At 45.6% G+C, this 25,245-nt stretch carries 27 protein-coding genes; 14 read left to right on the top strand and 13 right to left on the bottom strand.

Features of this window, described 5'->3' with window-relative positions; all coding sequences use genetic code 11:
- Nucleotides 1-6 precede the first annotated feature (6 nt).
- A complete protein-coding gene (locus tag EWM62_RS13030) occupies nucleotides 7-723 on the top strand; it encodes a 2-phosphosulfolactate phosphatase (RefSeq protein ID WP_129877114.1) in 717 nt (238 codons plus the stop codon).
- Here EWM62_RS13030 and EWM62_RS13025 read toward each other — a convergent pair.
- Together EWM62_RS13025 and EWM62_RS13020 are read right to left on the bottom strand one after the other, a co-directional pair.
- Nucleotides 710-1,642: a DUF4349 domain-containing protein gene (locus tag EWM62_RS13025; protein ID WP_129877113.1), complete on the bottom strand. Its 933-nt coding sequence runs from the start codon at nucleotides 1,640-1,642 to the stop codon at nucleotides 710-712. The two genes, EWM62_RS13030 and EWM62_RS13025, sit on opposite strands and share 14 nt — an antisense overlap.
- Nucleotides 1,643-1,759: 117 nt before the next feature.
- Nucleotides 1,760-2,086 carry a nucleotide pyrophosphohydrolase gene (locus tag EWM62_RS13020; RefSeq protein ID WP_129877112.1) on the bottom strand — a complete coding sequence of 109 codons (327 nt, stop codon included), beginning with the start codon at nucleotides 2,084-2,086 and terminating at the stop codon, nucleotides 1,760-1,762.
- A gap of 300 nt (nucleotides 2,087-2,386) precedes the next feature.
- Here EWM62_RS13020 and pdeM point away from each other — a divergent pair, with 300 nt between their 5' ends.
- The 3 genes from pdeM (at nucleotide 2,387) to EWM62_RS13005 (ending at nucleotide 4,114) form a co-directional block, all read left to right on the top strand.
- Entirely contained in the window at nucleotides 2,387-3,052 is a 666-nt protein-coding gene (gene pdeM, locus EWM62_RS13015) for a ligase-associated DNA damage response endonuclease PdeM (protein WP_129877111.1), read from the top strand.
- 85 nt (nucleotides 3,053-3,137) lie between these two features.
- Complete coding sequence (locus EWM62_RS13010; protein WP_129877110.1) at nucleotides 3,138-3,572, top strand: CBS domain-containing protein; 435 nt, start codon at nucleotides 3,138-3,140, stop codon at nucleotides 3,570-3,572.
- 98 nt (nucleotides 3,573-3,670) lie between these two features.
- Nucleotides 3,671-4,114 (top strand): cupin domain-containing protein, encoded by a 444-nt coding sequence (locus tag EWM62_RS13005; RefSeq protein ID WP_129877109.1) that lies wholly within the window; start codon nucleotides 3,671-3,673, stop codon nucleotides 4,112-4,114.
- Between the two features lie 71 nt (nucleotides 4,115-4,185).
- On the opposite strand, the gene EWM62_RS13000 is transcribed toward EWM62_RS13005, so the two are convergent.
- The 4 genes from EWM62_RS13000 to EWM62_RS12985 form a co-directional block, all read right to left on the bottom strand.
- Nucleotides 4,186-4,563, bottom strand: coding sequence for a hypothetical protein (locus EWM62_RS13000; protein WP_129877108.1), 378 nt, complete (start codon nucleotides 4,561-4,563; stop codon nucleotides 4,186-4,188).
- Between the two features lie 230 nt (nucleotides 4,564-4,793).
- Nucleotides 4,794-6,371, bottom strand: a complete 1,578-nt coding sequence (locus EWM62_RS12995) for a M1 family metallopeptidase (protein WP_129877107.1) — start codon at nucleotides 6,369-6,371, stop codon at nucleotides 4,794-4,796.
- Nucleotides 6,372-6,414: 43 nt separating this feature from the next.
- Nucleotides 6,415-6,858: a DoxX family protein gene (locus tag EWM62_RS12990; protein WP_129877106.1), complete on the bottom strand. Its 444-nt coding sequence runs from the start codon at nucleotides 6,856-6,858 to the stop codon at nucleotides 6,415-6,417.
- Nucleotides 6,855-7,493 carry a dioxygenase family protein gene (locus tag EWM62_RS12985; RefSeq protein ID WP_129877105.1) on the bottom strand — a complete coding sequence of 213 codons (639 nt, stop codon included), beginning with the start codon at nucleotides 7,491-7,493 and terminating at the stop codon, nucleotides 6,855-6,857. The genes EWM62_RS12990 and EWM62_RS12985 overlap by 4 nt, the downstream gene beginning before the upstream one ends.
- A gap of 140 nt (nucleotides 7,494-7,633) precedes the next feature.
- On the opposite strand from EWM62_RS12985, the gene EWM62_RS12980 reads away from it, so the two are divergent.
- Nucleotides 7,634-8,422 carry a LytR/AlgR family response regulator transcription factor gene (locus EWM62_RS12980; protein WP_129877104.1) on the top strand — a complete coding sequence of 263 codons (789 nt, stop codon included), beginning with the start codon at nucleotides 7,634-7,636 and terminating at the stop codon, nucleotides 8,420-8,422.
- A 5-nt stretch (nucleotides 8,423-8,427) separates the two neighbouring features.
- Here the strand turns inward: EWM62_RS12980 and dtd are convergent, their stop codons facing one another.
- Both dtd and rsgA read right to left on the bottom strand, forming a co-directional pair.
- Nucleotides 8,428-8,880, bottom strand: a complete 453-nt coding sequence (gene dtd, locus EWM62_RS12975; protein WP_129877103.1) for a D-aminoacyl-tRNA deacylase — start codon at nucleotides 8,878-8,880, stop codon at nucleotides 8,428-8,430.
- A 104-nt stretch (nucleotides 8,881-8,984) separates the two neighbouring features.
- Nucleotides 8,985-9,902 carry a ribosome small subunit-dependent GTPase A gene (gene rsgA, locus EWM62_RS12970; RefSeq protein ID WP_129877102.1) on the bottom strand — a complete coding sequence of 306 codons (918 nt, stop codon included), beginning with the start codon at nucleotides 9,900-9,902 and terminating at the stop codon, nucleotides 8,985-8,987.
- A gap of 360 nt (nucleotides 9,903-10,262) precedes the next feature.
- On the opposite strand from rsgA, the gene thrA reads away from it, so the two are divergent.
- From thrA to EWM62_RS12945, 5 genes are all read left to right on the top strand, one after another.
- On the top strand, nucleotides 10,263-12,713 hold the full coding sequence (gene thrA / locus EWM62_RS12965; protein WP_129877101.1) for a bifunctional aspartate kinase/homoserine dehydrogenase I: 2,451 nt from the start codon (nucleotides 10,263-10,265) through the stop codon (nucleotides 12,711-12,713).
- 102 nt (nucleotides 12,714-12,815) lie between these two features.
- The gene (locus tag EWM62_RS12960) at nucleotides 12,816-13,802 is read left to right on the top strand and encodes a homoserine kinase (protein ID WP_129877100.1); all 987 of its coding nucleotides are present in this window, start codon (nucleotides 12,816-12,818) and stop codon (nucleotides 13,800-13,802) included.
- Nucleotides 13,803-13,986: 184 nt separating this feature from the next.
- A complete protein-coding gene (gene thrC, locus EWM62_RS12955; protein WP_129877099.1) occupies nucleotides 13,987-15,297 on the top strand; it encodes a threonine synthase in 1,311 nt (436 codons plus the stop codon).
- Between the two features lie 10 nt (nucleotides 15,298-15,307).
- Nucleotides 15,308-15,730, top strand: coding sequence for a hypothetical protein (locus tag EWM62_RS12950; RefSeq protein ID WP_129877098.1), 423 nt, complete (start codon nucleotides 15,308-15,310; stop codon nucleotides 15,728-15,730).
- A complete protein-coding gene (locus EWM62_RS12945) occupies nucleotides 15,727-16,341 on the top strand; it encodes an HAD family hydrolase (protein WP_129877097.1) in 615 nt (204 codons plus the stop codon). Before EWM62_RS12950 ends, EWM62_RS12945 begins: the two co-directional genes overlap by 4 nt.
- 54 nt (nucleotides 16,342-16,395) lie before the next feature.
- On the opposite strand, the gene EWM62_RS12940 is transcribed toward EWM62_RS12945, so the two are convergent.
- The gene (locus EWM62_RS12940; protein WP_129877096.1) at nucleotides 16,396-18,696 is read right to left on the bottom strand and encodes a TonB-dependent receptor; all 2,301 of its coding nucleotides are present in this window, start codon (nucleotides 18,694-18,696) and stop codon (nucleotides 16,396-16,398) included.
- Between the two features lie 65 nt (nucleotides 18,697-18,761).
- Nucleotides 18,762-19,091 carry a hypothetical protein gene (locus EWM62_RS12935; RefSeq protein ID WP_129877095.1) on the bottom strand — a complete coding sequence of 110 codons (330 nt, stop codon included), beginning with the start codon at nucleotides 19,089-19,091 and terminating at the stop codon, nucleotides 18,762-18,764.
- Nucleotides 19,092-19,226: 135 nt separating this feature from the next.
- Here EWM62_RS12935 and EWM62_RS12930 point away from each other — a divergent pair, with 135 nt between their 5' ends.
- The 4 genes from EWM62_RS12930 (at nucleotide 19,227) to EWM62_RS12915 (ending at nucleotide 22,265) form a co-directional block, all read left to right on the top strand.
- Entirely contained in the window at nucleotides 19,227-19,580 is a 354-nt protein-coding gene (locus tag EWM62_RS12930) for a hypothetical protein (protein WP_129877094.1), read from the top strand.
- A 12-nt stretch (nucleotides 19,581-19,592) separates the two neighbouring features.
- Complete coding sequence (locus EWM62_RS12925) at nucleotides 19,593-20,303, top strand: peptidylprolyl isomerase (RefSeq protein WP_129877093.1); 711 nt, start codon at nucleotides 19,593-19,595, stop codon at nucleotides 20,301-20,303.
- A 70-nt stretch (nucleotides 20,304-20,373) separates the two neighbouring features.
- Nucleotides 20,374-21,141 carry an exodeoxyribonuclease III gene (locus EWM62_RS12920; protein ID WP_129877494.1) on the top strand — a complete coding sequence of 256 codons (768 nt, stop codon included), beginning with the start codon at nucleotides 20,374-20,376 and terminating at the stop codon, nucleotides 21,139-21,141.
- A 188-nt stretch (nucleotides 21,142-21,329) separates the two neighbouring features.
- Nucleotides 21,330-22,265 carry a hydrogen peroxide-inducible genes activator gene (locus EWM62_RS12915; protein WP_129877092.1) on the top strand — a complete coding sequence of 312 codons (936 nt, stop codon included), beginning with the start codon at nucleotides 21,330-21,332 and terminating at the stop codon, nucleotides 22,263-22,265.
- 54 nt (nucleotides 22,266-22,319) lie between these two features.
- Here EWM62_RS12915 and EWM62_RS12910 read toward each other — a convergent pair whose 3' ends face one another.
- The 3 genes from EWM62_RS12910 to EWM62_RS12900 form a co-directional block, all read right to left on the bottom strand.
- Nucleotides 22,320-22,940, bottom strand: a complete 621-nt coding sequence (locus EWM62_RS12910) for an ABC transporter ATP-binding protein (protein WP_129877091.1) — start codon at nucleotides 22,938-22,940, stop codon at nucleotides 22,320-22,322.
- Between the two features lie 78 nt (nucleotides 22,941-23,018).
- Nucleotides 23,019-23,804 (bottom strand): acyl-ACP--UDP-N-acetylglucosamine O-acyltransferase, encoded by a 786-nt coding sequence (gene lpxA, locus EWM62_RS12905; protein ID WP_129877090.1) that lies wholly within the window; start codon nucleotides 23,802-23,804, stop codon nucleotides 23,019-23,021.
- A 1-nt stretch (nucleotide 23,805) separates the two neighbouring features.
- Nucleotides 23,806-25,203 (bottom strand): bifunctional UDP-3-O-[3-hydroxymyristoyl] N-acetylglucosamine deacetylase/3-hydroxyacyl-ACP dehydratase, encoded by a 1,398-nt coding sequence (locus tag EWM62_RS12900; RefSeq protein ID WP_129877089.1) that lies wholly within the window; start codon nucleotides 25,201-25,203, stop codon nucleotides 23,806-23,808.
- Nucleotides 25,204-25,245: the final 42 nt, after the last annotated feature.

Genomic DNA, 25,245 nt, shown 5'->3' with positions numbered 1-25,245 from the left:
GACCCAATGACACGAAGTTTAGACGTTTGCCTAACCCCTGCCCTGATCCCCTTGTATAATGTTGAAAATTATATTGTGGTGGTGATAGATATTTTCAGGGCTACTTCCTCTATTTGTTATGGGATCGGGAATGGCGCAGAGGCTATTATCCCGGTAGCTGAAGTGGAACAATGCGCCGCTTACCGCCAGAAAGGCCTTGGCTATTTACTGGCTGCCGAGCGCAACGGTGAGGTAGTTGCCGGGTTTGATTTTGGCAACTCTCCATTCTCGTACACCGCCGAAAAGGTAGCCGGTAAAACCATTGTACTTACTACCACCAACGGAACGCATGCCTTGCATTTATCGCGCAAGGCCAAAAAGGTTGTCATAGGTTCTTTTTTAAATTTAACAGCGCTTTGTAACTGGTTAAAAACACAGCCGGAAAACATCCTGCTGGTTTGCGCCGGCTGGCAAAACAATTTTAATTTGGAGGACACCCTTTTTGCCGGTGCAGTAATAGAGCAGCTAAAGACCGGCGCCTACACGTTAGACGACCCCGCCATTGCCGCTAACGACCTGTTCCATCTCGGTAAAAACAATATTAGCCAATACCTTGGCAAAACATCGCACGGCGAGCGCCTCAGAAAATTGGGTATAGAAAAAGACATTGAATTTTGCCTGCAGGTTAATCTGACAACCGCTATACCGGTTCTTCATGGCGAGCGGCTGGTTAAGCTTGTTTAGCCAGTCTTCTTTTACCTCTCCATCTTCTTATCCAAATGATAAGTACCGCAATCATTAGTAGCAAGTACCAGTTTGCCAATAAACCAAAGAACAGGCCTTGCAATGACTCCCAGCCGTTTATCAGCGCATTTTTTAGTTTGTAACCAAACCCATTGCCTGCTGCAACCTGTTCCGGTTGTTTGGTGTAAAACGTAACAGTTAGCGAACTGTAATCAACCTGCTTGCTCATATAGTTCAGCTGGCTTTGGGTCGATTCTATCTCGCTGCGGATCTGGGTCAGTTTCTCCTCAATATCAAGCAGGTCGCGCATTTTATCGGCACGGTTTAGCAGGTTCAGGTAACGTTTTTCGAGCTGTAGTTTATTATCCAACCGGGTTTTGGTATCAATAAATTGCGTGGTAACATCTTTTATGTGGATGTTGCGGCTATCTATTTTGGTGGCAGTTGATGAAACCGTACCCAAAAAGGCATCGAAGTTTTTGGCAGGGATACGAACGCTCAGGGTATATTCCTTACTGCCTGCATCTCCGTCGGTGGTTTCGCTGTCGTCCTCCGCATAGCCGCCGAGATGTTTTAATGAAGCGATAATTTGTTTGCGGGTTTTGGCTACATCGCTCGTTTCAAAACGGATATCGCCCTCTTTGATGATCTTCTTTTGTACCTCCGCCGGCCTTTCTTCAACTACCTGTTTAACATCGGCAACGCCAACGGGTTCGTCAATCTGTATTGCATTTGCCTCAGGCATCGCTACTTCCATTGATTTTTCGGCCGTTGCGTCTATACTTTCTGCATCGGGCTTTACAACAGGCGGCGCAAAACGCACTTCGCTCACGCTTTCGCCTTTGTTGTGGGATGGTTCATGTTTACAAGCTGCAAATGCCAGGGCAACAGCAAACGGTATAAATAGGTACTTTTTCATAATAACATAGATTTGATTAGTCAATAGCAAATCTACATTATTATATTTTGATATCGCAAATAAAACAGAATAATATTCTGTTTTATTTTTGTTTATGGAATTATATAACGCAGAATGCTATTTTAGTTTCTCATTATTCTGATGCCTTTCGGCATCGCGGATACTTTTCTTCTGCATGTTTTTCTCCAATGCGTCCGTCAGGTCAATTCCGGTTTGGTTAGCCAGGCAGATGAGTACGAACAGCACATCGGCCATTTCATCCGCCAGGTTAACTTCCGTATCCGATGCTTTAAACGATTGCTCGCCGTATTGCCTTGCCATAATGCGGGCAACCTCGCCAACCTCTTCCATCAGCATGGCGGTATTGGTCAGTTCGTTAAAATACCTTACCCCGGTTGTTTTTATCCAGTTATCTACAAGATGCTGCGCTTCTTTAATTTCCATAAAACAATATTACAATAATTAGTAATCGGTTACTATATCGCTCTAAGAGTTTACCCACCCCGACATCGCTTCGCTGGTCGACCCTCTCTTCGCTACGCGGAAAGAGGGTATAAAAACCTTTCAAATTTCTTATCTTCTTTGCGAAGCAGAGAGGGTCGCGCACGCAGTGCCGCGGGGTGAGTAAACTCTCCGGCAGGTGTTCACTATAAAGCAGCCACTCAACCATTCACCACCTAACTCACTCCCTCTCCTTCGGATAGGGTTGGGGAGAGGCTTACAATTCTTATCTTTGCCCCCGATATGACGATAAGTGCGGGCACCCCTTTCCAATTTTTAAACCAGGATCTGTTACTGTTACCTCAAAAGGCCATTTACTGGCAGCAGGAAAAAGCCCTGATTGCTGCCGATGTGCATTTTGGCAAGGTGGGGCATTTCCGCAAGGCGGGTATCGCTATTCCCCGCAATATGGAGCAGGACGACCTGGCCATGCTATCCGACCTTATCCACGAACACCGCCCGGATAAGGTGATCTTTTTGGGCGACCTGTTCCACAGCGATATGAATAACGACTGGGATTGGTTTGTGCTTTGGCGCAGTCAGTTTCCCAGGTTGCAGATCATTTTGATAAAGGGTAACCACGATATCATTAGCGATAAACATTACACCGACCTCGGCGTCATCCTGCACAAACGTTTGGTTGTCGGTCCGTTCCTGATGCTTCATCACCCGCTGGCCGATCCGGAGAAAAAAGAGGAAGATGGATATGTTCTATGCGGCCATATCCACCCCGGCGTTAGCCTGGTTGGCAGGGGCAGGCAAAAGGTTACGCTGCCATGCTTCGCGTTTGGTAAAAACCAGGCCATACTGCCATCGTTTGGGAAATTTACGGGAAAGGTGGCTATACTAAGCCGCAAAGCCGACAGAATTTTTGGGGTATTAAAGGATAAGGTGATCGCCATCAATTAAACCCGTCCAATTTATTTTTTCAATATAACTTATTGTTTTTCTATTAGTTATTTGTAAATTGAGGTCTCCAATAACCTTAATTTATATGAAAAGCGTAAAACACATCCTTGCCCGCAAGGGCAGCAACGTTATTGCTGTGCCCGCCCAAACCACTGTTTTAAACGTGCTGAAACTGATGTCCGAAAAAAATATCGGCTCGGTAGTAGTTACCGAAAACGACCAATACCTTGGCCTGGTAACCGAAAGGGATTACGCCCGTAAGATCATATTAATGGGTAAACACTCGGACGATACCACCGTTGGCGAGATCATGAGTAACAACTTCCCTAAAATAACGCCCGAGTCGTCTGTTGATAGCTGCATGCTTATCATGAGCGAGAACAACATCCGATACCTGCCTGTTTTTGATATGGAAGAACAGCTTTGCGGTATCATCTCCATCAACGATGTGGTTTACGAAACTATACACTCGCAAAAAGAAACTATAGAGCAGTTGCACAGCTACATACAATCCACTTAATACCGGCCAAAACACGTTTAAACACACAACTTTTTCTTGGTGTACTTGTAACACCCTGCAATGAACTTCCGTCATAATAGTAATAAAACGTTACCATAATGATATCTACCAGGAATTTTAAACAGCAGGGACCGAGTGAAAGCAGAGAAATAAAAGGGGTACGCACGAGTGTAATTCTCAGTACCGAATGCAGTGGCGGAAACCTTACCATTATTGAAGAGGAAGTTAATGTGGGCGCCGGCTCGCCGCCTCACATCTGCAACGGCGAAGACAAAGTAATTTTAGTAACAAATGGAAACTTCATGCTATTTGCCGACGGCAAAAAATACGAGGCTGCAAAGGGTGCAAATATTTATATCCCGCACGGCACCATACACAGCATTAAAAACGTGGGCACACAAACAGGTATACTGCTGGTTACATTAACACCCGGTGGCCAAAAAAGCTTGCTTAAACCTCAAAGCCAAACCGTTAAGGTGTTCGGTAAAAATACCGCCGCTGTGCAGGATGTGGCGAAAAAATACAATGTGGTATTTGAATAACGCATGCCACCGGCTGTAAAAAAAGCAGGACACCGTAAGTGCCCTGCTTTTTTTTGATGAAAATTTATATTTTACCTGATAAAGCATAAACCGCAGGCAAACAATACGTTTACAAGCAATACAACCGAAAACAGGTTTTTATTATGCACACTTATAGTAGCCAGCCGCGCGTTCAGTTGCTTAAACATGCGGTTATTTAATAATATAAAATGGTTTATAAGCAAAAAGCCTACGGCGCCAAACATGATAGCCACATAGGATGACAGGTTTAATGTAAGCCACTTTGCTTTAACAAGCAGTTCGGTAAACAGCATAGCATTTGTTAACACCACAACCAGCAAAAAGCTTACGTTAAACAACGATTTAAACTGGGGCAATGTACCCTGACCGAAATTTTTGAAGCCCCACCTGTAAAACTTTACATAAATGGATTGAAACGCTTTTGTCATGATGTTAAAAATTAAGTGAACAGATCGGGTTAATTCTTATAATAGCCTCACCGGGTTATTATATATTTCAATTATACGAAAAACATTTTAAAAAGATATATTGTTTTGAAATTTTTTATTTTTCCAAATTATATATAGGTTATATTTAAATTATCCGAACTAAATTAAATTTAATAATTGTAGTAAATACACACAGTTTTGACGTTTACCTTGTTATAAGGTTTAATCCACTATTCGGTAAACGAGGCCAGCAAATTAACATTAGGGTCGATCTTTATCTCCGGCGCAGCCGATGCGACAGGTACGCTGAATGTAGTAACGGCATCTTTAACTTCGGTTTTATACAATTTACCATCAACCAGTAACTCCAGCGTAAATTGATAAGGCTTTTCCTGTAGCTGGTTTATATGGATGGCAACCGTTTTATCGGTTGCGTTGTAATCCCGGGTTATTTTTAACTGCGGGTGCCCGGCCGTACGAAGCCACTGGTTAAAAAATTGCTTCAGGTCCGTCCCTCCGGCTTTTTCCATTATCAAGCGCAGATCGTTGGTATTAGCATTGCCACCGTTATACTGTTTATAGTAATTGGCTACCCCTTTCCAAAAAGCTTCGTTGCCAATTTTGCGGCGCAGCATATGCAATACCCAACCACCCTTTTGATAGGCATTATCATTAAGCATGTTTATCATGGGTCCTTTAAACGCAGAGTCTACCACAGGGGCAAGGTATCTTTTTTCAAACCCGAATATAGTTTTCCTGTCAGCTTCCAGGCGGCTTTTCAGGGTATCCGCACCGTAAGTCCCTTCCAGGTAAAGGTTGGTCATGTAGGTAGCAAAGCCTTCGCTAAGCCATACATGCCACCAGTTTTTTTCGCTTGTGGCATCGCCAAACCACTGGTGGGCTATCTCGTGCGCCATCAGGGATTCCATGCCCTTAAAGTCGTACACCGATTTTTCGTAATAAAATATAGCCCCTGCATTTTCCATACCGCCAAAAACGGTTTTAGACTGCACATTAGCCAGCTTTTTATACGGGAACGGGCCTATTCTTTTTACAAACCAAGGCAGTATTTTAGTCGCTACCGCATAACTTTTAAACCCGGCTTCCTTGTCCTCGGGGAATACGTAAGTATAAACCGGCGTACCACCCGGGTTGCCCGCGTTAGCCACCGCAAAATCGGCCACGCCTATTACCATCACCTTTGTGGGCAGCTTAGCGGTCTCGCTCCAGTGGGTAAGCTTTTTATTGCCCGGAAGTACCTTCTCCGCAATTTTTAAACCATTGGCTACAACTTTATAATGGGCGGGCGCGGTCACCAAAAACTCTACGGAAGCTTTATCGGCAGGATGATCTACACATGGCAGCCAGTTGCGCGCGCGGGTTGCCCAGTTATCGCCAAAAAAGGTACGGCGCTTGTGCAGGTTGGTTGATATGATCAGCCCGTCGGTAGGGATACCCCGGTAGGTTATTACGTAGCTATGTACCGTTCCCGCAATGGACTTTGTATTGATGATCAGCTTATCGCTATCCTGTGTAAATTTAACCGGCCTGCCTTGTTCTTTTAAAGCTGTTACCAGCATACCTTTACCATCGTTGTTTTGCCCGGCCAGGTCCAGCTCAAATTGCTTTGTGGTTCTCAGGAATTTTGCGGTAACGGTAGCCTGTCCTTTTATTATGTTGTCGGCATCGTTTAAAGTAATGGCAAAGCGGTAATGCTGCACGTCGATAGTTGCGCCCGGCGCCTGGGCACGGGCTGATAAACCAGCCATCAGCGGGACAAAAAATAAGAGGGTGAGGATCTTACGCATGTGGTAATATTACTAAAAATCCGGCAAACGGAATACGCGGTTATCACAAAGTAATATCACCCCGGGTTTGCAAGCAGCCTCCGGTTATTCGTCTTACAGCATCTAAAACCGTCCACTGCCCCGCGCCAACAATAAGCAGCATAAACAGGGCGCTGCTTACTTCGGTTATTTCTACCACACCTTCTAAGCCGTAGCCCTGGCTTAGGTTGCCTGCGGCAGCAACAAACATGGTAAACAGCATCAGGGCCGATGCTACGCGCACACCAACGCCAAGTACCAGGCAAATGCCGCCAACAAGTTCGGCAGCCATGGCCATAAAACCCCAAAAGGCCGGTAAAAAGCTGATGCCTATATACTGCATGTTATTGCCCAGGCGTTCCCAACCCGCTATACCGCCCTGCAGTTTTGGCCAGCCATGCAAAATAAACATGCTGCCAATGCCTATCCGCAGCACCAGCAATCCTATGTTGATATTGCGCCCGTTCATCTGTAATTGGGGATATTATAGCCCAGGATAATATCGCGTTTGCAAACCAGTATGCCGCTTGTGGTTTTACGCAGCTTTATAATGCCGGTACCGCCACGGTCTTCGGCCTTATCGCGTAATTCGCGGGTAAGCAGCGGGTCGTTATCAAACTGGTATTCGTCAATATAATATTCGTTTATGCCCGGCTCTTTGATAACCGGGTGAATGTGCGCCGGGTTACTACGCTGCGGATAAGGCGCGGGCATGGTTGTATAAAACCTGTATTTGCCATCGCAACCGGTTTTTACCCACCCGCGTAAATAACCATGGCGTTTTCCCTGTACCTGGTTGGCAAAAGGGCTGTAATATCCCTTGCTATCGGTATGGTATATGTACACAATAATATTGGGCGCTACCGTACGCCCATCCTTGCGGTACACTGTTCCTTCAACGATCAATTTTTTCCCGCCAGCTGCCCAGCCGGGCAGGTAGCTGGTGTTGCTAAGCTTGCCGGGCATTCCCTCGTACATCAGTTCGCGGCCATCGCAGCCGCCGCCCACCGGGCCTGGGTCAAGTATCTTTAATGCCCGTTTTGCCGATACTACTATGGGCACCAGGCCCAGCGTTAATGCCATTATAAATTTTTGCCTGTTCATAATAAATTTGATTTAATAAGGGCAATTTGGGGTGTTTACGGGTTAAAAATATATTTAGTAGACCAACGCGAAGTTTTATAGACCAACCGCTATGCCTGCTGCTGCTTATTAAACTTTAATGCCCTATTTTTACAGGTACAATGCAACAGGCTGTTAAAATAAAATCCATTACATGGCAAAAGGTATTGCCACAGGTGTGCTTTTGGCTGCTGATAACGCTGCTGTTTTTATACGAACGGCGATACCTTATACATAAGGCGGGTTTACCAAATTTTATTGCGTGTGTTAGCGTTAGGTTGGCGCTCATTATGGGGTTGGCCTACCTTAACCTATATGTGCTTATACCACGTTTTTTTAACCGGCAGCGGTATGTGGTTTTCACGCTGCTTCTTATAGTATCGCTTGCGCTATACGTTGGCCTGCAAAGTGCATATGACATGTTTTTGTTCGGGTTTATTATTGGCGATACGCGTTACGCACAGTTCTGGCGCTCGCTGCCTTATAACGCGGTAAGTTCGGCGTGGTACCTGCTGATAACGGTAAGCTTTAAAATAAGCCTCGATTGGTTCCGCCACAAAAAGGATCTGGCCGCAGCGGCCGATTCGGTTGAGATCAAAACCGAAGCGCCCGAATACCTTTATCTTAAATCGGGGTTAAAAACGGTGAAAGTTTGTATAGCCGAGATCATTTACATACAGGCGCTGAAAGACTATTCTATCATTTATACCAATGCCGATAAAGTGATCACCAAAGGCTCGCTAAAACATGTGGAAGAGATTTTACCTGCCGGATATTTTTTGCGGGTGCATAAATCTTACATCATTGCCAAAAGCAAAATAGCATCTGTAGAGCGCACTAAAGTAGTGCTGAACGGCCGGGTGAGCGTACCCGTTGGCCGCAGTTTCCAGGACAGGCTGGAGGGTTTTTAAGGGGCTTATTCCCTAACCTTAGTATCTATTGTGATGGTAACCGGGCCATCGTTCACCAGGCTTACCTTCATATCGGCGCCAAAAATACCGGTGGCTATTTTTTTACCGGTGATGGTTTCCAGTGTTTTTATCATCTGCTCGTACATCGGGATGGCCTTATCCGGTTTTGCCGCGCGGAGAAACGAAGGACGGTTGCCCTTTTTAGTTGCAGCAAACAAAGTAAATTGCGATATAAGCAGGATATCCCCACCAATATCGGCAAGGGCTTTGTTCATCAGTCCGTTCTCGTCGCCAAAGACGCGCAGGCCGGTTATCTTTTGGGCAAGCCATTGCAGGTCCTCGTCGGTATCGGCATCCTCAACACCCAATAAAATCATAAACCCAATGCCAATCTGCCCTGTGATGCTACCATCAACCTTGCATGATGCTTCTGAAACCCGTTGTATAACTGCCCTCATAGAATAAAATAGAATCAAGAAGTCAAGACATAAGAATCAAGACCTTGTTTAATGTTATTAAATATTTTTCTTCCTGTCCCTTGCTTCTTAAAATCCTGCCTCGCTTAAGCTCTGGTATCGTGCCCATGATAAATACTTAAATAGCTATTATACCGCGACTGTGCTATTTCGCCCTCTTCCAGCGCGTCCAGCACAGCGCAGCCGGGTTCGTTTATATGGCGGCAATTGTTAAAACGGCATTGGTTCATACGTTCGCGCATCTCGGGGAAAAAGTGGCTTAACACCTCTTTTTCGATATCGATAACACCCAATTCGCGGATGCCGGGGGTATCAATAATGTATCCGCCCTGCGGCAGTTCAAACATTTCGGCAAAGGTGGTGGTGTGCATCCCCTTGTCGCTCCATTCAGATACCATGTGCGTGCGCAGGTCGAGATCGGGAAGCAAACGGTTAATCAAGCTGGATTTACCAACACCCGAATGCCCGGAAATAAGCGTTGCCTTATCCTTTAACAGGACCCGTACCTTATCTATATTGGTACCCTCTAATGCCGAAACAGAATAGCAGGGATAACCAATGTTCTCATAAATTGCCTGGTAATCGGCCAATATCTCAAGCCCTTCGTCGCTAAATAAGTCGAGCTTATTAAATATTAAACAGGCGGGGATATCGTAAGCCTCGGCAGTAACCAAAAAGCGGTCGATAAAACCTAACGAAGTGCGTGGCGATGCAAGGGTAACTACTAAAAGCGCCCTGTCCAGGTTAGCCGCGATGATCTGCGCCTGCTTGGAAAGATTGATAGCCTTACGGATAATATAATTTTTGCGCTGGTGCAGGTTGGTGATAACCCCTGTGCCCTGCTCCGGTTCCATATCAAAATCAACTAAATCGCCAACCGCTAATGGGTTGGTAGTAGTTATACCTTTTATCCGGAATTTCCCCTTGATGCGGCAATCGATGGTTTCGTCGCCGCTGCGCACCTGGTACCAGCTCCCGGTTGATTTTGTTATCAGTCCCTGCATAAGTCCGCAATTTAGGAAGATTTAAAGGCTTTGAAAAAATAAAACAACATTGCATTTGTTATTTCAAATAAAATCTACTTACTTTACCGACATTATATATATGAACATTAACGCCACCATAATTACAACCATTATTACCACCGGGATAAAAGACGGAGGAAGATAATCGTATGGTGTAAAAACATAAACAAAACCAAATGAAAGCCTTCCTCCGCAAAGAGGAAGGCTTTTTTTTAGCCTTACGGCCTCACCCCAAACCCCTCTCCGAGGGAGAGGGGCTTAAAAAGAAAAGGAGTTACAACCCTCTCCTTTGGAGAGGGCAGGGTGAGGCTAACGGTAGCATTTAATTTGATACTAAAAATGAAAATTCTAAAATTCGGTGGCACTTCGGTAGGTTCGGTAAGCAGTATCCAAACTTTACTTGATATTTTAAAGAACGAAGACAAGCCCGGTAGCCGCCCGGTAGTGGTTTTATCTGCCATGGGCGGGGTAACCAACCTGCTGGTATCCATGGCAGAGGATGCCGCAAATGGCAAAGAATTTACCGCGCAATTAGCCGAACTGGAAAAACGCCACTTTGATGCCGTAAAGGCCTTGCTTAGCGTGCAAAACCAAAACCCTGCCTACACCCGATTAAAAATTCACTTCAATCAATTGGAGGAATTACTTCAAGGCGTACTTACCCTGCGCGAGCTTACTCCCAAAACCCGCGACCAGATCCTGAGTTTTGGCGAGCGCTGTTCATCTATTATGGTGAGCAAAATTGCCGCGCAGCATTTTAAGGATGTACTTTTTGTTGATGCATCAGACCTGATCAAAACTGATAGCTCATTCGGCAATGCTAAAGTCAACAGCGAGTTAACCGACCTGCTTATTAAAACTTTTTACCAGGAGAACAGCGATAAACTGCTTATCGTAACCGGCTTTATTGCGGGTAACGATGCCGGCCAAACCACAACTCTTGGCCGCGGCGGCAGCGATTATACCGCGGCGATATTTGGCGCGGCTTTAAATGCCGAAGAGATCCAGATCTGGACGGATGTTAACGGGATGATGACCGCCGACCCGCGCATGGTGCAAAAAGCATTCCCGCTGGAGGAATTGACCTACACCGAAGCGATGGAGCTTTCGTATTTCGGTGCCAAGGTGATTTATCCGCCAACCATGATCCCGGCATTTTTAAAGAAGATCCCCATTGTTATCAAAAATACTTTCGAGCCTGCTTTTGCCGGTACGGTTATCCGCCACGATTGTAAGGCATCAAACCTGCCTATCAAGGGTATCTCGTCTATCAATAACATCAGCATCCTTAACTTAGAGGGTAGCGGCATGGTTGGTAAATCAGGCTTTAGCGGCAGGTTATTTTCGCTGCTGGCAAGGGAGCAGATCAACATCATATTGATCACCCAATCATCATCAGAACATAGCATCACCTTCGCCGTACAGCCAAACGAAGTCGATAAAGCAAAACTTTTAATAGAGCAAGAGTTTGAACTGGAACTTTTAGCCAACAAGCTTGAGCCATTGGTAGTAGAAAAAGACCAGGCCATATTAGCCGTAGTGGGCGAAAACATGAAACAAACCCCGGGCATGAGCGGCAAGCTTTTCCATGCGCTGGGCCGTAACGGGGTTAACGTAAGGGCAATAGCCCAGGGTTCGTCGGAGTATAACATCTCGGTGATCATCTCGGCTCACGATTTGGCTAAGGCGCTTAACGCTGTGCATGATGCCTTCTTTATCGAACTGACCAAAACCCTGCATGCTTTCTGTTTAGGCACCGGCAACATTGGTAAAACCTTGTTTAACCAATTGAATGCGCATACCGATTTCCTCCAAAAAAATAACGGCATCCAGGTAAAAATAGTGGGCATTAGCAATACCCGTAAAATGGTTTTCAATTCCGATGGCTTATCATTGGATACCTGGCAGGACGATCTGCAGGCCTCGGACCATAAAGCAGACCTGGCAGGTTTCGTCGCTAAAATGAAGGAACTGAATTTGCCAAACTGCGTATTTATTGATAACACCGCCAGCCCCGCACCTATCGCGTTTTACGAGCACGTTTTTAAAGCGAACGTATCGGTTGTTACGTGTAATAAAATAGGCAACTCGGCATCATTCGCTCAATACAAAACATTCAGGGATACCGCACGCAAACATGGTGTCGACTTTTTCTACGAAACCAACGTTGGTGCGGGACTGCCTATCATCCGTACCTTAAAAGACCTGATGAGCAGCGGCGACCGTATCCAGCGAATAGAGGCTATCCTGTCGGGAACTATCTCCTTTATTTTTAACCATTTTAAAGGTGATGCCAATTTTCACGATGTGGTAAAAGAAGCCCAGGAAAAAGGCTATACCGAACCGGACCCACGCGACGACCTGAGCGGAAAAGATTTTATGCGTAAGATCCTGATCCTTGCCCGCGATGCCGGCCACGAAATGGAAGAAGCAGATGTACAGATAGAAAGCGTTTTGCCAAAAGCATGCCTGGAAGCGCAAACGGTGGAAGATTTTTACGCGGCGTTAAAGGCCGAAGATGCTTTCTTTACCAATCTTAAGGAACAGGCTGCGAAAGACAAAAAAGTACTGCGTTACATAGGTAAGCTGGAAAATGGCAAGGCATCCATTACCCTGCAAAGTGTTGATGAGAACCACCCTTTTTACATGCTTAGCGGCAGCGACAACATCATATCTTTCACTACCGACCGGTACAAAGAGCGCCCGCTGGTAGTAAAAGGCCCCGGCGCAGGCGCCGAAGTAACCGCCGCAGGCGTATTTGCCGATCTGATAAATGTGGGTGCTAATTAAGGGAAGCAGGATTTTTAGAGTCAAGAGACAAGATAAAGACACAAAATTTCCGGCTCCCCTCTTGAGAGGGGTTGGGGTGTGTCCTTAAAAGATAGATAGTTTATGAGTAACGATATAAAAGATTTGAAACAACCGGCTAAGGCTGGGCAAAAGCAATTGGATAGTATCCACGTCTTTGCGCCGGCAACCGTTGCCAACGTGGTTTGCGGGTTTGATGTGCTGGGCTTCGCGGTTAACGAACCGGGCGATGAAGTAATTATGCGCGTAACGGATAAGCCCGGCATCACCATCAGTAAAATCACCGGCGATGATGGCAGGCTGCCGCTTAACCCGGCAAAAAATACCGTAAGTGTAAGTGTGGAGCATTACCTGCGCAGTATCGACAGGCTGGATATTGGCCTGGATATCGAACTGCACAAAAAAATGCCAATAGGTAGCGGCCTTGGCTCCAGCTCGGCCAGTACGGTTGCGGGTTTGTTTGCTATTAAAACACTATTGGGCGACGATACCGATCCATCGACATTATTGCCATTTGCCATGAAAGGCGAAGAAATGGCGTGTGGCCATGGCCACGCGGATAATGTTGCGCCCGCCTTGTTGGGTGGTTTTGTATTGATTCGTAGTTACGAGCCATTGGATGTGGTGCGCCTGCCACATCCTGCCGGGTTGTGGTGTGCCATCGTATTCCCTGATGTGGATGTCCCGACAAGGGAAGCCAGGCAGATCATTCGCAAGAACATCCAGATGAAAGATGCCGTAACCCAGTGGGGTAACATTGCAGGCTTAGTGAGCGGTTTGTTTATGCAGGATATTGACCTGATTGGCCGCAGCATGAAGGATGTATTGGTAGAACCCGTGCGCAGCATGTTGATCCCCGATTTTTACCTGATGCGCGAAATGGCCATGGAAATGGGCGCGGTAAGTTTTGGCATTTCCGGCTCGGGGCCGTCGGTATTCGCGTTTACCCGCGATGAGGAAACTGCCAAACGTATCACCCAAAAATTACAACAACACTTAACCAATATTAAAATAGGCTCTAATGGCTACGTATCAACCATAAATGATGCCGGGCCGAGGGTGTTGGGGTAATTGCACCAATCCGTCATTGCGAGGTACGAAGAATCTCTTTAGGACAATTGTACACTTTGCATGAGGGACTTGCTTAAAGAGATTGCTTCGTACCTCGCAATGACACGCGGGGGTATGACATAAAGGAAATATTTAACACATAAAATAAAAGTCTCCCCTTTCGGGGGAGATTTAGAGGGGGTTTATGAAATTCTACAGCACTAACAATACAGACCTGCGGGTTGGCTTTAAAGAGGCGGTTTTTAACAGCATGCCGCAGGATAAAGGTTTATACATGCCGGTGGAGATACCAAGGCTTGATGATAAATTTTTGAACAACCTGGACCAATATACCCTGCCTGAGATAGCGTTCCATGTGGCGCAGAATCTTTTGGGCGATGATATACCTTCGGATGATCTGAAAGCCATTATCCAAGATGCCATCAACTTTTACGCGCCGGTAGTAAAGCTGGAAGAGAACGTTTACGTGCTGGAACTTTTCCATGGCCCGTCATTGGCATTTAAGGATTTTGGCGCCCGCTTCATGAGCCGTATAATGAGTTATTTTCTTGAAGAAGGCGAAAAGCAGCTCGATGTACTGGTTGCCACATCCGGCGATACCGGCGGTGCTGTGGCCCTCGGCTTTTTAGGTGTACCAAATACGAGGGTAACTATTCTTTACCCAAAAGGCAAAGTAAGCCAGATCCAGGAATTGCAATTAACCACCAACGGCCAAAACATCCGCGCATTGGAAATCGACGGTACATTTGATGATTGCCAGGCCCTGGTTAAACAAGCCTTTACCGATCAGGAACTGAATGAGAAGTTCCGTTTGACATCGGCTAACTCTATCAACATAGCAAGGCTTATCCCACAAACATTCTATTATTTTAACGCCTATGCCCAATTGCTTCGCGAGGGTATTAATAAAGTGTTTTTTGCCGTTCCAAGTGGCAATTTTGGTAATATTGGTGCGGGGCTGTTAGCATGGAAAATGGGCCTGCCTGTAGAGCAATTTATCGCGGCAACAAACGCTAATGATACTGTTCCCGAGTTTTTAAAAACCGGCGTTTATCAGCCGAAACCATCAGTAGCAACGCTTTCAAACGCCATGGATGTGGGTAACCCAAGCAACTGGGTACGTATTGCCGATCTGTTTAAAGAAAACCCCGAAGCGCTTAAAAAACTGATCGTCGGTTACACTTACAGCGATGAGGAAACCCTGCAATCCATAGAAGCGATCTCTAAAGAATACAATTACATAGCTTGCCCGCATACGGCTATTGCCTGGAAAGCGTTAAAAGCGTATCAGCAGGGGCATGATGCCAAGGATACCGCGGGTGTATTTTTATCAACCGCGCATCCTTGTAAATTCCCGGATGTATTTACACAAGAGCAGGCCGATAAAATTGATATCCCGGAACAAGTGACAGCCCTGGAGAAAAAAGCGCACCACGCAACAAGTTTAGGTACAAGCTTTGAAGAATTTAAAGGATATTTGCTAAATAATGCTTAGCAATAATACCATGTTCAAAAGTGCTGTTTTAAAGGTTGTTATGATCGTTTCGTTTGTTGCAGCGCTATCAAGTTGCGATTATGTTATCAAAAAAGAAAAGTTCACCACCAAGGGCTGGGACGAGGGCGACGGCATAACCTTCCCAAAGCGCGACGGAATGATCGACGACCTGCTGGCAACCCACCAATTAAAAGGTCTTACATATAAACAAGCTTTAGGATTATTAAAATATCCACAGCGCAACGGCCTCGTGCAAAAAAGCATGGAATACGAGATCATACGCAAGATGGATGGAATAGATACCATATATGCCAAAAGCCTTGTGCTTTATCTGAATAAGGACTCGGTGGTGAGCAATTATAAAGTTACCGAGAAGGACAATAAAGAGAAGCTGAAACTGAAGTTTGAGAAACAGAACGCGGAGAAGAAATGATCAATACCATCATATTCGACTTGGGTGCAGTGCTTATCGACTGGAACCCGCATTACCTCTACCGTAATTTATTTGCTGATGAGCAAGAGATGACTGATTTCCTGGGTAACATCACCACGTCCGATTGGAACGAAGAACAGGACGCGGGTCGTTCGTTACAGGAAGGGACAGACCTATTGGTTGCCCAGCACCCACAACATGAAGCAAATATCCGCGCGTTTTATGGCCGTTGGGACGAGATGCTTGGCGACGCCATTGAGGGCACTGTCGAGATATTCAAACAATTAAAAGATAGCGGCAAGTATAAGATTTATGCGCTCACCAACTGGTCGGCAGAGACATTTCCGGTTGCTTTGGAACGTTATGATTTCCTGAACTGGTTCGACGGCATCGTGGTATCCGGTATGGAGAAAATGCGTAAACCAACGCCTGCTTTTTATAAGATTTTGTTAAACAGGTATCACATATCACCCAAAAAAGCCTTATTTATGGATGATAACCTGCGCAATGTTTTGGCTGCAGAGAAGCTGGGCATCAAATCCATTCATTTCACTTCGCCCGAAAAACTGAAGAGGGAACTGGAGATCTTAGGGATCAACCGACCCCAATAAAAACGAAAACCCGGTAACTACTCCGGGGCTTTCGTTCTAACTAAACTAACTATACTATTTATTGGTTCCAAAGGGGATATAAACCCCGAAGGTTACGTTGCGGCCCATGTTGTAAACCCCGTAGGTTGGGTCTTCCTGGCTATAGCGGCCTGGCCTTAAACGGCTAAGCGCGTCGTAATATGCTTTATTAGTAAGGTTGGTGCCCGATACATAAAGTTTCAGCGGCTGTTTGCCCATATTAAATGTTGCGCCTATACCCGCGTTAAGCAAAGTATAACCATCTGTTGGTGTTTCAAACGTGGCATCAATGCGGTTTTGTTTAAAGTAATTGTCGATACCGGCATAAAAGTAAAAGTCTGTAAGGCCTTTTACTTTTGGCTCAAAACGCAGTGTATTATGCAGCGTGCCGGCTGGTATCAAAGGCAATGGCCTGTTTAACGATGTGTTTTTTGCCTCGGTATAGCTAAAGGTGTTTTCGAAATGGATAAAAGATACCGGATGCAGGGTTAAATTACCTTCAAAGCCATAAAGATTAGCGTTTACCTGCCCGTAACGGTAAGCGTCATAATCCCGTGGCAAGCCCGATTCTTCATCGATAACCGTTATCTGCTCCTTATTGGTGTTTGATGCATAAATAAAGTTATGTATATAGTTTTCATAGATGCCGAAACTGCCGGTTATAAAACCCGAACCATACTCTAAAGTGGCATCGGCCTGGTAGCTTCTTTCGGGGCTAAGGTTGGCATTACCTATCTCGTAGCGGCTCGTACCTTCGTGCACTCCGTTGCTGCCTAACTCGGCCGGGTTTGGTGCTCGGAACGCGGAACCCACATTGGCCTTAAAGCTCAACACATCGTTAAAAATGTGGGTGTAGCCCATTGCCCCGCTCACGTTCGAAAATTTGTTGTCGAACCCGGTAAAGATCGTATTGCCCTCATCATCGTTTTGCGCCTTGCCCTTATTTTTAATATAATCGAACCTTGCTCCAAGGCTAAAGGTATTTTGGCCCCATACTTTTTTGGAGTATATGAACGCGCCGGTGCTGTATTCGTCATAAGCAGGTATTAGTAACTCCTCGCCCAGGTTAACGCTGTGGCCAAGGCTGCTGCTTAAGCCAATTACCGGGTGCCATCCATGGCTTTCGGGAAGGTAATATTTTGCATCTAACGAATAAGTATTCATGTCGAAGAACAGGTTTGGCGTTGGGCTGTCCTCCAACTCGCGGCGCTGATTTTTTTGATAACCCAGGTCGAGCTTCAGCGAGCTTGAACCGAACAGGAAATTATTGTTCAGGGCTATTTTATAGTGGCGGATATCCTGTCGGGGATAATCTATAGTGCGGCTGGTGTTATCATTGTACAGCGGGTCGCCCGGCTCTGCATCGTAAAAGCCGATATTATCCTTAAAATAAGAAAAGTTTACATGCGAATAGCCCCACGATTTATTAAGGCCAAACATACCGCTAACATTGGTTTGGTTAAAGCCGCTGTTAATGTACCGGCCTGCAGGTGTGTTAAACGAATAGGCGTTCTGATAGGTGCCGCGGCCCCTACAAACAAAACCGTTTTGGTTGCCGCTAAGCATTACCGATGTATTACTAAGCCCATTATTGCTGGAGTAATTGGTTAAAAACTCGCCCCGAATATTACCCTCGGCAGGTGTCGGCGGATCGATAACGTTGATTACGCCACCCAGCGCATCCGATCCATATTGTAAGGACGCCGCGCCACGCAGCACCTCCACACGCCCGGCAGCAAACTGGTCCATCTCTATACCATGTTCATCGCCCCATTGCTGGCCTTGCTGCTTAACACCGTCGTTTAAGGTAACCACGCGGTTATAACTTAACCCACGGATAACCGGCTTGGAGATGGCCTGGCTGGTTGTTATCTGGCTTACGCCCGGAACCTGCCTGGCCAGGGCGTCAATTAAATTGGTTGACGAACCCTGCAGCTGCTCTTTGGTAACTACAGATGCAGACGTGCTATTGCTGCGGCTGCCCGATGTAATGGGCGTGCCGGTTATAACCACCTCGTGCGACTCGATAACGCTGGGCTGCAAGACAAATACCATTTGCGCCGGCGACGAAAAATCAACCGTTTGGGTAAGTGTTTTATAGCTAAGATATTGTACCTGCACCACAAAGCGGCCTTTAGTGGGGATAGATTTAATGGTGAACTCGCCGTTAATGTTTGTGGCAACAGCTATGCGCAGGTCGGGGATGCTAACGGTGGCACCAATAAGGGCCTGGTTGGTTTTGGCATCAACAACTTTACCTTTAAAATCTATAACTTCTGCAAAGGCAGCAAACGGGATGAAAAAATATAAAAAGCAACTAAAAATCTTCAGTTTCATAATAAAAAGTTCAAGAAAATTCAAGAAAATGCCACATAAGCGGCGTTAATTGGGGATCGTAATTATTATGAAATTACAGGAGGTGCACGGCCCTGGGAGAGGATTAGGGCTATGCTTTTGAAATTATATTCAAAAGTTACAAAAACATGGTCCGTAGCAGATAACAAGGAATAGTTAGTATGGCTCGCCAGCTCCATGCTGTTGTGGTGCATGGCATCGCAAAGCTGGCATTTCTCGGCCAGGGTTTGTTTCGCGGTGTTATGGCAATCGTGGCAGTTTGCTTCGTGGGCGGCTTTTATTATAGGGTGCTGGTGGGCATATACCATATACTGCCCCGCAACAAAGCAGAACAATAGCGCCCAGGCGCAAAAAATATGATATTTGCTTTTTTTCAAAACCACTTACCGTTTAACGGTACACCGCAAAAGTAATTAATAATATGTTATCCATATTTTTAAAACGTAACAATGTTGTTAATTGTATGTCACCAAAAAAGCATTTAACCGCATTACATCAGTATATTTGCCCATATGAAACCTGCCGAAATTAATTTGAAATGGGCCGCCCTGCAAGACCGCATTGCCACCGAGTTTGATAACGAGAAACCGGATATAAAAGTGGTAATGTTCCTGATAGGGGTGCAGGAACTGGGCCAGGGGCCAAAAAAATTCAGCAAGCGGCAAAAAGAAGAATTAATGCATATTGCCAATTGCAAACTGTTCAGCAAAATGGGGTTTTATGAATTGGAGGGGCTTGACCAGGACGGGTGGCCGCATTGGAAACTGGTAAAAACAGTGCCCAACTATACCATATTGGAGCAGGAGATGCTGATAAAATCTTTAATAATTGATTACTTTGAAGCGGAGATGGAGTGGGAATTTTAATACTTTAAACAAATGAAAAAAATATTTACCCTTTTTGTGCTGATGCTTACCATAAGCATTGCCTTTGCCAAACCGCCTAAAAATCAATACGTACGTATAAAAACCAGCTACGGCAGTGTTATTATCCGCTTGTATAACCAAACGCCATTACACCGCGATAATTTTATAAAGCTTGCCAAACAGGGCTTTTATAACGGAACGCTGTTTCACCGGGTGATCCAAAATTTTATGATACAGGGTGGCGACCCCGATTCGCGCGACACGGCTAAAAACAAACCTGGCGTTGAACTGGGTAATGGCGACCTTAAATATACCGTGCCTGCCGAGTTCAGGGACAGCCTGTTCCACAAGCGCGGTGTACTGGCCGCCGCAAGGGACGATAACCCTAAAAAAGCATCCAGCGCCTGCCAGTTTTATATTGTAGAAGGCAAACGCTGGACAGCCGGCAAGCTGGATACCCTGGAAATGACCCGGCTGAAAGGCCGCAAGATCCCGGCATGGCAGCGCGATATTTATACCACCGTGGGTGGTGTGCCCCACCTTGACCAAAACTACACCGTTTATGGCGAGGTAGTAAGCGGTATTGATATGGTTGACCTGATCGTAGCCGTTAAAAAAGATGAGCGCGACAGGCCTATAACTGATATACCCATGACTGTAGAACTGCTGAGCAAAAAGGAGTGTAAGCAGCTGGATAAGATACTTAGCCCCACAGCCCCCTGAAGAGGGAGCTTTTTGAGAACTAAATTTTATGACATTAAACAAAAATTCCCCCTTCAGGGGGTTAGGGGGTATGAAGATAATTACCTATAACGTTAACGGTATCCGGTCGGCAATAAATAAGGATTGGCTTGCCTGGCTGCAGGCTACCGATGCCGATGTGGTTTGCCTGCAGGAAATTAAGGCTACGCCCGATGTGATCAAAGAGCTTGGCCTGGTTGATGATATGGGCTACCAGCACTTTTGGTTCCCGGCCGAAAAGAAAGGGTATAGCGGTACGGCCATTTTCACCAAGCGACTGCCTAACCATGTAGAATACGGCTGTGGCATCCCCGATTTTGACCGCGAGGGCCGTTGTATCCGGGTAGATTTTGATGAGGTTTCTGTAATGAGCGCTTATTTTCCATCCGGCTCAAGCGGCGACGAAAGGCAAGTGTTCAAATACCGCTTCCTGGATGAATTTGGAAAGTACTTGACGTTATTAAAAGTTACGCAACCCAACCTGGTTATCTGCGGCGATTATAACATTTGCCATCGCCCTATTGATATTCACAATCCGAAATCAAACGCCAATTCATCCGGTTTTTTACCCGAAGAGCGCGAATGGATGGAGAATTTTATAGAATCGGGGTTTGTAGATACCTTTCGCCATTGTAATAACGAACCGCATAATTATACCTGGTGGAGCTTCCGTGCAAACTCGCGCGCCAAAAACCTGGGCTGGCGCATTGATTATGCCATGGCCAGTAAAGAACTGGAAGATAACATTAAACGCTGCGCCATATTAGCGGAAGCAAGGCATTCCGATCATTGCCCGGTGCTGCTGGAGTTGGAGTTTTAGCCTAATGCCCATATAAAGGGGCACCGGATAGCCTGCCGCTTTCCAAACAACCACATCATTCATGCGTTGTTAACTAAAACCGAATAACTAGTATACGCAAGATAGCCCAACTCCAGGCAGTAAGTTTCTTTAAAGCAATTGATAGTAAAAATCAATTAATTATTATCTTTATATAGATATTATTGATAATGACTATAACACAGCTTGAATATGTGATAGCGGTTGATACTTACCGCAGCTTTGTAACAGCGGCTAATAAATGCTTTGTTACCCAGCCCACTTTAAGTATGCAAATACAAAAGCTGGAAGATACCCTGGGTGTAAAGCTTTTTGACCGCAGCCATCAGCCGGTTGTCCCTACTGAGATTGGAGAAGAGATAATAGCCCAGGCCAGGGTGCTATTGGCCGAAAGCGAAAAGATCAAAGAGATTATAAGCGACAGGCAAAAGGAACTGTCGGGCGAGTTAAAGGTAGGGATTATCCCTACTGTTTCGCCTTATATCCTGCCCAAGATACTAAACGGTTTTATACAGAAATACCCGCAGGTAAAACTTATTGTTTGGGAGCAAACCACCGAGATGATCATTCAGCAGCTTAAGCTGGGCACGCTTGATTGCGGCATCCTATCAACCCCCCTGCATGAAAGCAGCCTTACGGAGATCCCGGTTTTTTACGAGAATTTTGTGGCCTATGCATCAAAAAACAGCAAGCTTTACAAAAAGAAGACCATAAGCCCTGATGATATTGATATGGAAGAGATATGGGTGCTGAATGAGGGGCACTGCATGCGCGAGCAGGTATTGAATATTTGCCAGCGGCGCAAAGCAACAAAGGGGTTCCAGCATTTTGAGTACAACACAGGCAGCGTAGAAACGCTTAAGCGAATGGTTGACATGAACAATGGTGCAACTATTTTACCAGAACTTGCGCTTGCCGAAATGAGCGACAAACAGCGCGACCGTGTACGCTATTTTAAAAGCCCCGAACCCGCCCGCGAGGTGAGCATTGTTATGCACCGCAATTTTTTAAAGCGCAGGATGATAGAGGCTTTGAGAGCCGAGATATTGGATTTTGTGCCCAAACGGTTGCGTACTAAAAAGAAGAAGGAAATAATGGAAATATAGCAGACGAAAGCTATAGTATGTTGCTTATGACAGGTGTTTATTAACCGCCTGTATCTATGCTTTATAATCTGATATGTTTAGCCTGTTGGGGCAAAAGCTATATTCATGCTCCTGGTTAGAGCACACGATGGTTAAACGGTCCTCGCTGAATTTTTCTATAAGGCTTAAATACCAGTCTATCCCTTGCGTGTCCAGGTTCGAGGTAGGTTCGTCCAGCATCAACATCGGGGTATCGGCACAAAAGGCAAGCGCCAGTTTAAGGCGCTGTTTCATGCCCGATGAAAAATATTTAATGAGTTTATTGCGGCTGCCATCTAAATTCAGGATATCGGCAACAGCTATTTTATCCATCCCCGGTTTAAACGCTTTAAACTTAAAATGAAAATCGATCATCTCGTTAAGCGAAAACTCTTCGATAACTTCTAAGTAGGGCGCGGCTAAACTCAGGTAATTAAAGATCTCGCCGGGGTCTATGCTATGGCTACCGTCAATATAGCTGATAGTGCCGGCAGATGGTACCAGGCTACCGTTTAAAACCTGCAGCAACGTAGATTTGCCTGATCCGTTTGGCCCCAAAACGGCATAATTGCCATTACCTTCAAAGGTGTAGTTTACCCCCCTGAAGATCCATTCACGGTTAAAACGGCGGCCAATGTTTTGGAGGGTGATGTTCATGGGGATGGTTCATAGTCCATGGTCCATGGTCCATAGTAAAGTTCTTCTATGGACTATTAACTATGGACTATCGACTAATTAGCTGCTTCCAAAGCCCTTCATAATACCACGCTGAGAGTTTTGCACAAAATTAATGATCTCGTCGCGTTCGATGGTGGGGTTAAATTCGGCTTCAATGATATCTAAAGCTTTTGTGATGTTATATTTTTTAAGGAAGATAATGCGGTAGATCTCCTGGATCTCGTTAATGGTCTCGGCCGAAAACCCTCTGCGGCGCAGGCCAACCGAATTGATGCCGATATATGACAATGGCTCGCGACCGGCTTTGGTAAACGGGGGTACATCCTTACGTACCAAAGACCCACCCGATATCATGCTGTGCGCGCCTATCTCAACAAACTGGTGCACGGCAGATGTGCCGCCGATAAAAGCATAATCGTACACGTTAATATGGCCCGCCAGCTGAACGCCGTTTGCTATAATAACATTATCGCCAATTACGCAATCGTGGGCTACGTGTACATAGGCCATTAATAAGCAATTTTGGCCAATGGTAGTTGTGTTTTTATCAAGGGCGGTACCCCGGTTTAGGGTTACGCATTCGCGAATAACGGTATTATCGCCAACGGTAACGGTACTGGGTTCGCCTTTGTATTTAAGGTCTTGCGGCGGTGCAGATACAACAGCACCCGGAAATATGCGGCAATTTTTACCAATGCGGGCACCGTCCATAATTACAGAGTTTGAACCTACCCAGGTACCTTCGCCAATTTCCACATCTTTGTGTATGGTAACAAAAGGCTCGATAACCACATTGTCGGCAATTTTTGCCTGTGGGTGTATATATGCTAAGGGCTGTATCATATTATTTGTATCTAACTATTTGTGCCATTAGCTCGGCCTCAACAACAATTTTTTCGCCAACCATTCCAATACCTTTCATTTGTGCAATGCCACGGCGGATAGGCGCAACCAAGTCGCAACGGAATATTAACGTATCGCCGGGTAAAACCTTGTCTTTAAACCTTGCATTCTCAATTTTAAGGAAAAGCGTTAACCAGTTTTCGGGATCGGGCACGGTATTTAATACCAGTATGCCCCCGGTTTGTGCCATGGCCTCAATTTGCAGAACGCCCGGCATAACGGGCGCACCCGGGAAATGGCCTACAAAGAAAGGTTCGTTCATGGTTACGGCCTTTAAACCTACCACATGCGTTTTGGTAAGCTCTAAAATTTTATCGACCAATAACATTGGCGGGCGGTGTGGCAATATGTTCATGATCTGAACGGTATCGTACACCGGGGTCATGTTTGGGTCATACACTTTTACATGCTTACGGCTGCGCTCTTTTTTAATAAGCGTTTTTATTTTTTTAGCAAAGGCAACGTTTGCCGCGTGGCCGGGCCTTGCAGCCATAATGTGGCCCTTAAGCGGTACACCTACCAAAGCAAGATCGCCTATCATATCCAGCAGTTTATGGCGGGCGGGCTCGTTCTGATGCCTAAGCTCGATGTTGTTTAAAATACCCTGCGGTGCAACATTAATATCCTTACGGTTAAATAGCTTTGCCAGGTGTGCAAGTTCTTCTTCGTCAACCTCCTTATCAACCACTACAATAGCGTTATTAAGGTCGCCGCCTTTTATCAGGTCGTGCTTAACCAACATTTCCAGTTCGTGCAAAAAGCAGAAGGTTCGGCTTGATGCTATTTCCTTCTTGAACTCGGCAAGTGTAGATATTGTTGCATGCTGACTGCCCAGCACTTGCGAATTATAATCTACCATACAGGTAAAGCGGTATTCATCATCTAAAGGCATGGCAACCATATCAACCTTGCGGTCAGCTTCAGAATAATGGATATTGTATGGGATATGGTAATATTCCCTGTCAGCAGCCTGTTCTTCAAACCCGGCTTTTTCAATAGCATCGATGAATTGTATCGAACTGCCATCCATAATAGGCGTTTCGGGGCCGTCCATATCAATCAACACATTATCTATCTCTAAACCAACTAATGCAGCAAGTACATGTTCAACAGTACTTACGCTGGCGCCGTTTTGGGTAAGGGTTGTACCCCTTGATGTATCCGTTACATTATCAACATCGGCATCAATAATAGGCTGGCCGGGCAGGTCGATCCGGCGGAATTTGTAGCCATGTTTTTCTGGGGCCGGGTTAAAGGTCATGATAACTCTTTCGCCGGTGTGTAAACCCGTACCCGAAACCGAAACGGGTTCTTTAATAGTTCTTTGTTTTACATTCATGTTATGAAGATGTTCATAGGTCCGTCAGTTCAGTTGTTCATT

This window comes from Mucilaginibacter terrigena (assembly GCF_004168255.1).
GTDB lineage: Bacteria > Bacteroidota > Bacteroidia > Sphingobacteriales > Sphingobacteriaceae > Mucilaginibacter > Mucilaginibacter terrigena.
This window is presented reverse-complemented; position numbering and strand designations above follow the sequence as displayed.

Bases quoted from the DNA above. Each gene is read 5' to 3' on its own strand.
- thrA (WP_129877101.1), top strand. From the start codon at position 10,263: ATGAAAATTCTAAAATTCGGTGGCACTTCGGTAGGTTCGGTAAGCAGT.
- EWM62_RS13010 (WP_129877110.1), top strand. From the start codon at position 3,138: ATGAAAAGCGTAAAACACATCCTTGCCCGCAAGGGCAGCAACGTTATT.
- EWM62_RS13000 (WP_129877108.1), bottom strand. From the start codon at position 4,563: ATGACAAAAGCGTTTCAATCCATTTATGTAAAGTTTTACAGGTGGGGC.
- dtd (WP_129877103.1), bottom strand. From the start codon at position 8,880: ATGAGGGCAGTTATACAACGGGTTTCAGAAGCATCATGCAAGGTTGAT.
- rsgA (WP_129877102.1), bottom strand. From the start codon at position 9,902: ATGCAGGGACTGATAACAAAATCAACCGGGAGCTGGTACCAGGTGCGC.
- EWM62_RS12925 (WP_129877093.1), top strand. From the start codon at position 19,593: ATGAAAAAAATATTTACCCTTTTTGTGCTGATGCTTACCATAAGCATT.
- EWM62_RS12995 (WP_129877107.1), bottom strand. From the start codon at position 6,371: ATGCGTAAGATCCTCACCCTCTTATTTTTTGTCCCGCTGATGGCTGGT.
- EWM62_RS12920 (WP_129877494.1), top strand. From the start codon at position 20,374: ATGAAGATAATTACCTATAACGTTAACGGTATCCGGTCGGCAATAAAT.
- EWM62_RS12960 (WP_129877100.1), top strand. From the start codon at position 12,816: ATGAGTAACGATATAAAAGATTTGAAACAACCGGCTAAGGCTGGGCAA.
- lpxA (WP_129877090.1), bottom strand. From the start codon at position 23,804: ATGATACAGCCCTTAGCATATATACACCCACAGGCAAAAATTGCCGAC.
- EWM62_RS12900 (WP_129877089.1), bottom strand. From the start codon at position 25,203: ATGAATGTAAAACAAAGAACTATTAAAGAACCCGTTTCGGTTTCGGGT.
- EWM62_RS12910 (WP_129877091.1), bottom strand. From the start codon at position 22,940: ATGAACATCACCCTCCAAAACATTGGCCGCCGTTTTAACCGTGAATGG.
- EWM62_RS13020 (WP_129877112.1), bottom strand. From the start codon at position 2,086: ATGGAAATTAAAGAAGCGCAGCATCTTGTAGATAACTGGATAAAAACA.
- EWM62_RS12945 (WP_129877097.1), top strand. From the start codon at position 15,727: ATGATCAATACCATCATATTCGACTTGGGTGCAGTGCTTATCGACTGG.
- EWM62_RS12990 (WP_129877106.1), bottom strand. From the start codon at position 6,858: ATGAACGGGCGCAATATCAACATAGGATTGCTGGTGCTGCGGATAGGC.
- EWM62_RS13005 (WP_129877109.1), top strand. From the start codon at position 3,671: ATGATATCTACCAGGAATTTTAAACAGCAGGGACCGAGTGAAAGCAGA.
- EWM62_RS13025 (WP_129877113.1), bottom strand. From the start codon at position 1,642: ATGAAAAAGTACCTATTTATACCGTTTGCTGTTGCCCTGGCATTTGCA.
- EWM62_RS13030 (WP_129877114.1), top strand. From the start codon at position 7: ATGACACGAAGTTTAGACGTTTGCCTAACCCCTGCCCTGATCCCCTTG.
- EWM62_RS12940 (WP_129877096.1), bottom strand. From the start codon at position 18,696: ATGAAACTGAAGATTTTTAGTTGCTTTTTATATTTTTTCATCCCGTTT.
- EWM62_RS12930 (WP_129877094.1), top strand. From the start codon at position 19,227: ATGAAACCTGCCGAAATTAATTTGAAATGGGCCGCCCTGCAAGACCGC.
- EWM62_RS12980 (WP_129877104.1), top strand. From the start codon at position 7,634: ATGCAACAGGCTGTTAAAATAAAATCCATTACATGGCAAAAGGTATTG.
- EWM62_RS12915 (WP_129877092.1), top strand. From the start codon at position 21,330: ATGACTATAACACAGCTTGAATATGTGATAGCGGTTGATACTTACCGC.
- EWM62_RS12985 (WP_129877105.1), bottom strand. From the start codon at position 7,493: ATGAACAGGCAAAAATTTATAATGGCATTAACGCTGGGCCTGGTGCCC.
- thrC (WP_129877099.1), top strand. From the start codon at position 13,987: ATGAAATTCTACAGCACTAACAATACAGACCTGCGGGTTGGCTTTAAA.
- pdeM (WP_129877111.1), top strand. From the start codon at position 2,387: ATGACGATAAGTGCGGGCACCCCTTTCCAATTTTTAAACCAGGATCTG.
- EWM62_RS12950 (WP_129877098.1), top strand. From the start codon at position 15,308: ATGTTCAAAAGTGCTGTTTTAAAGGTTGTTATGATCGTTTCGTTTGTT.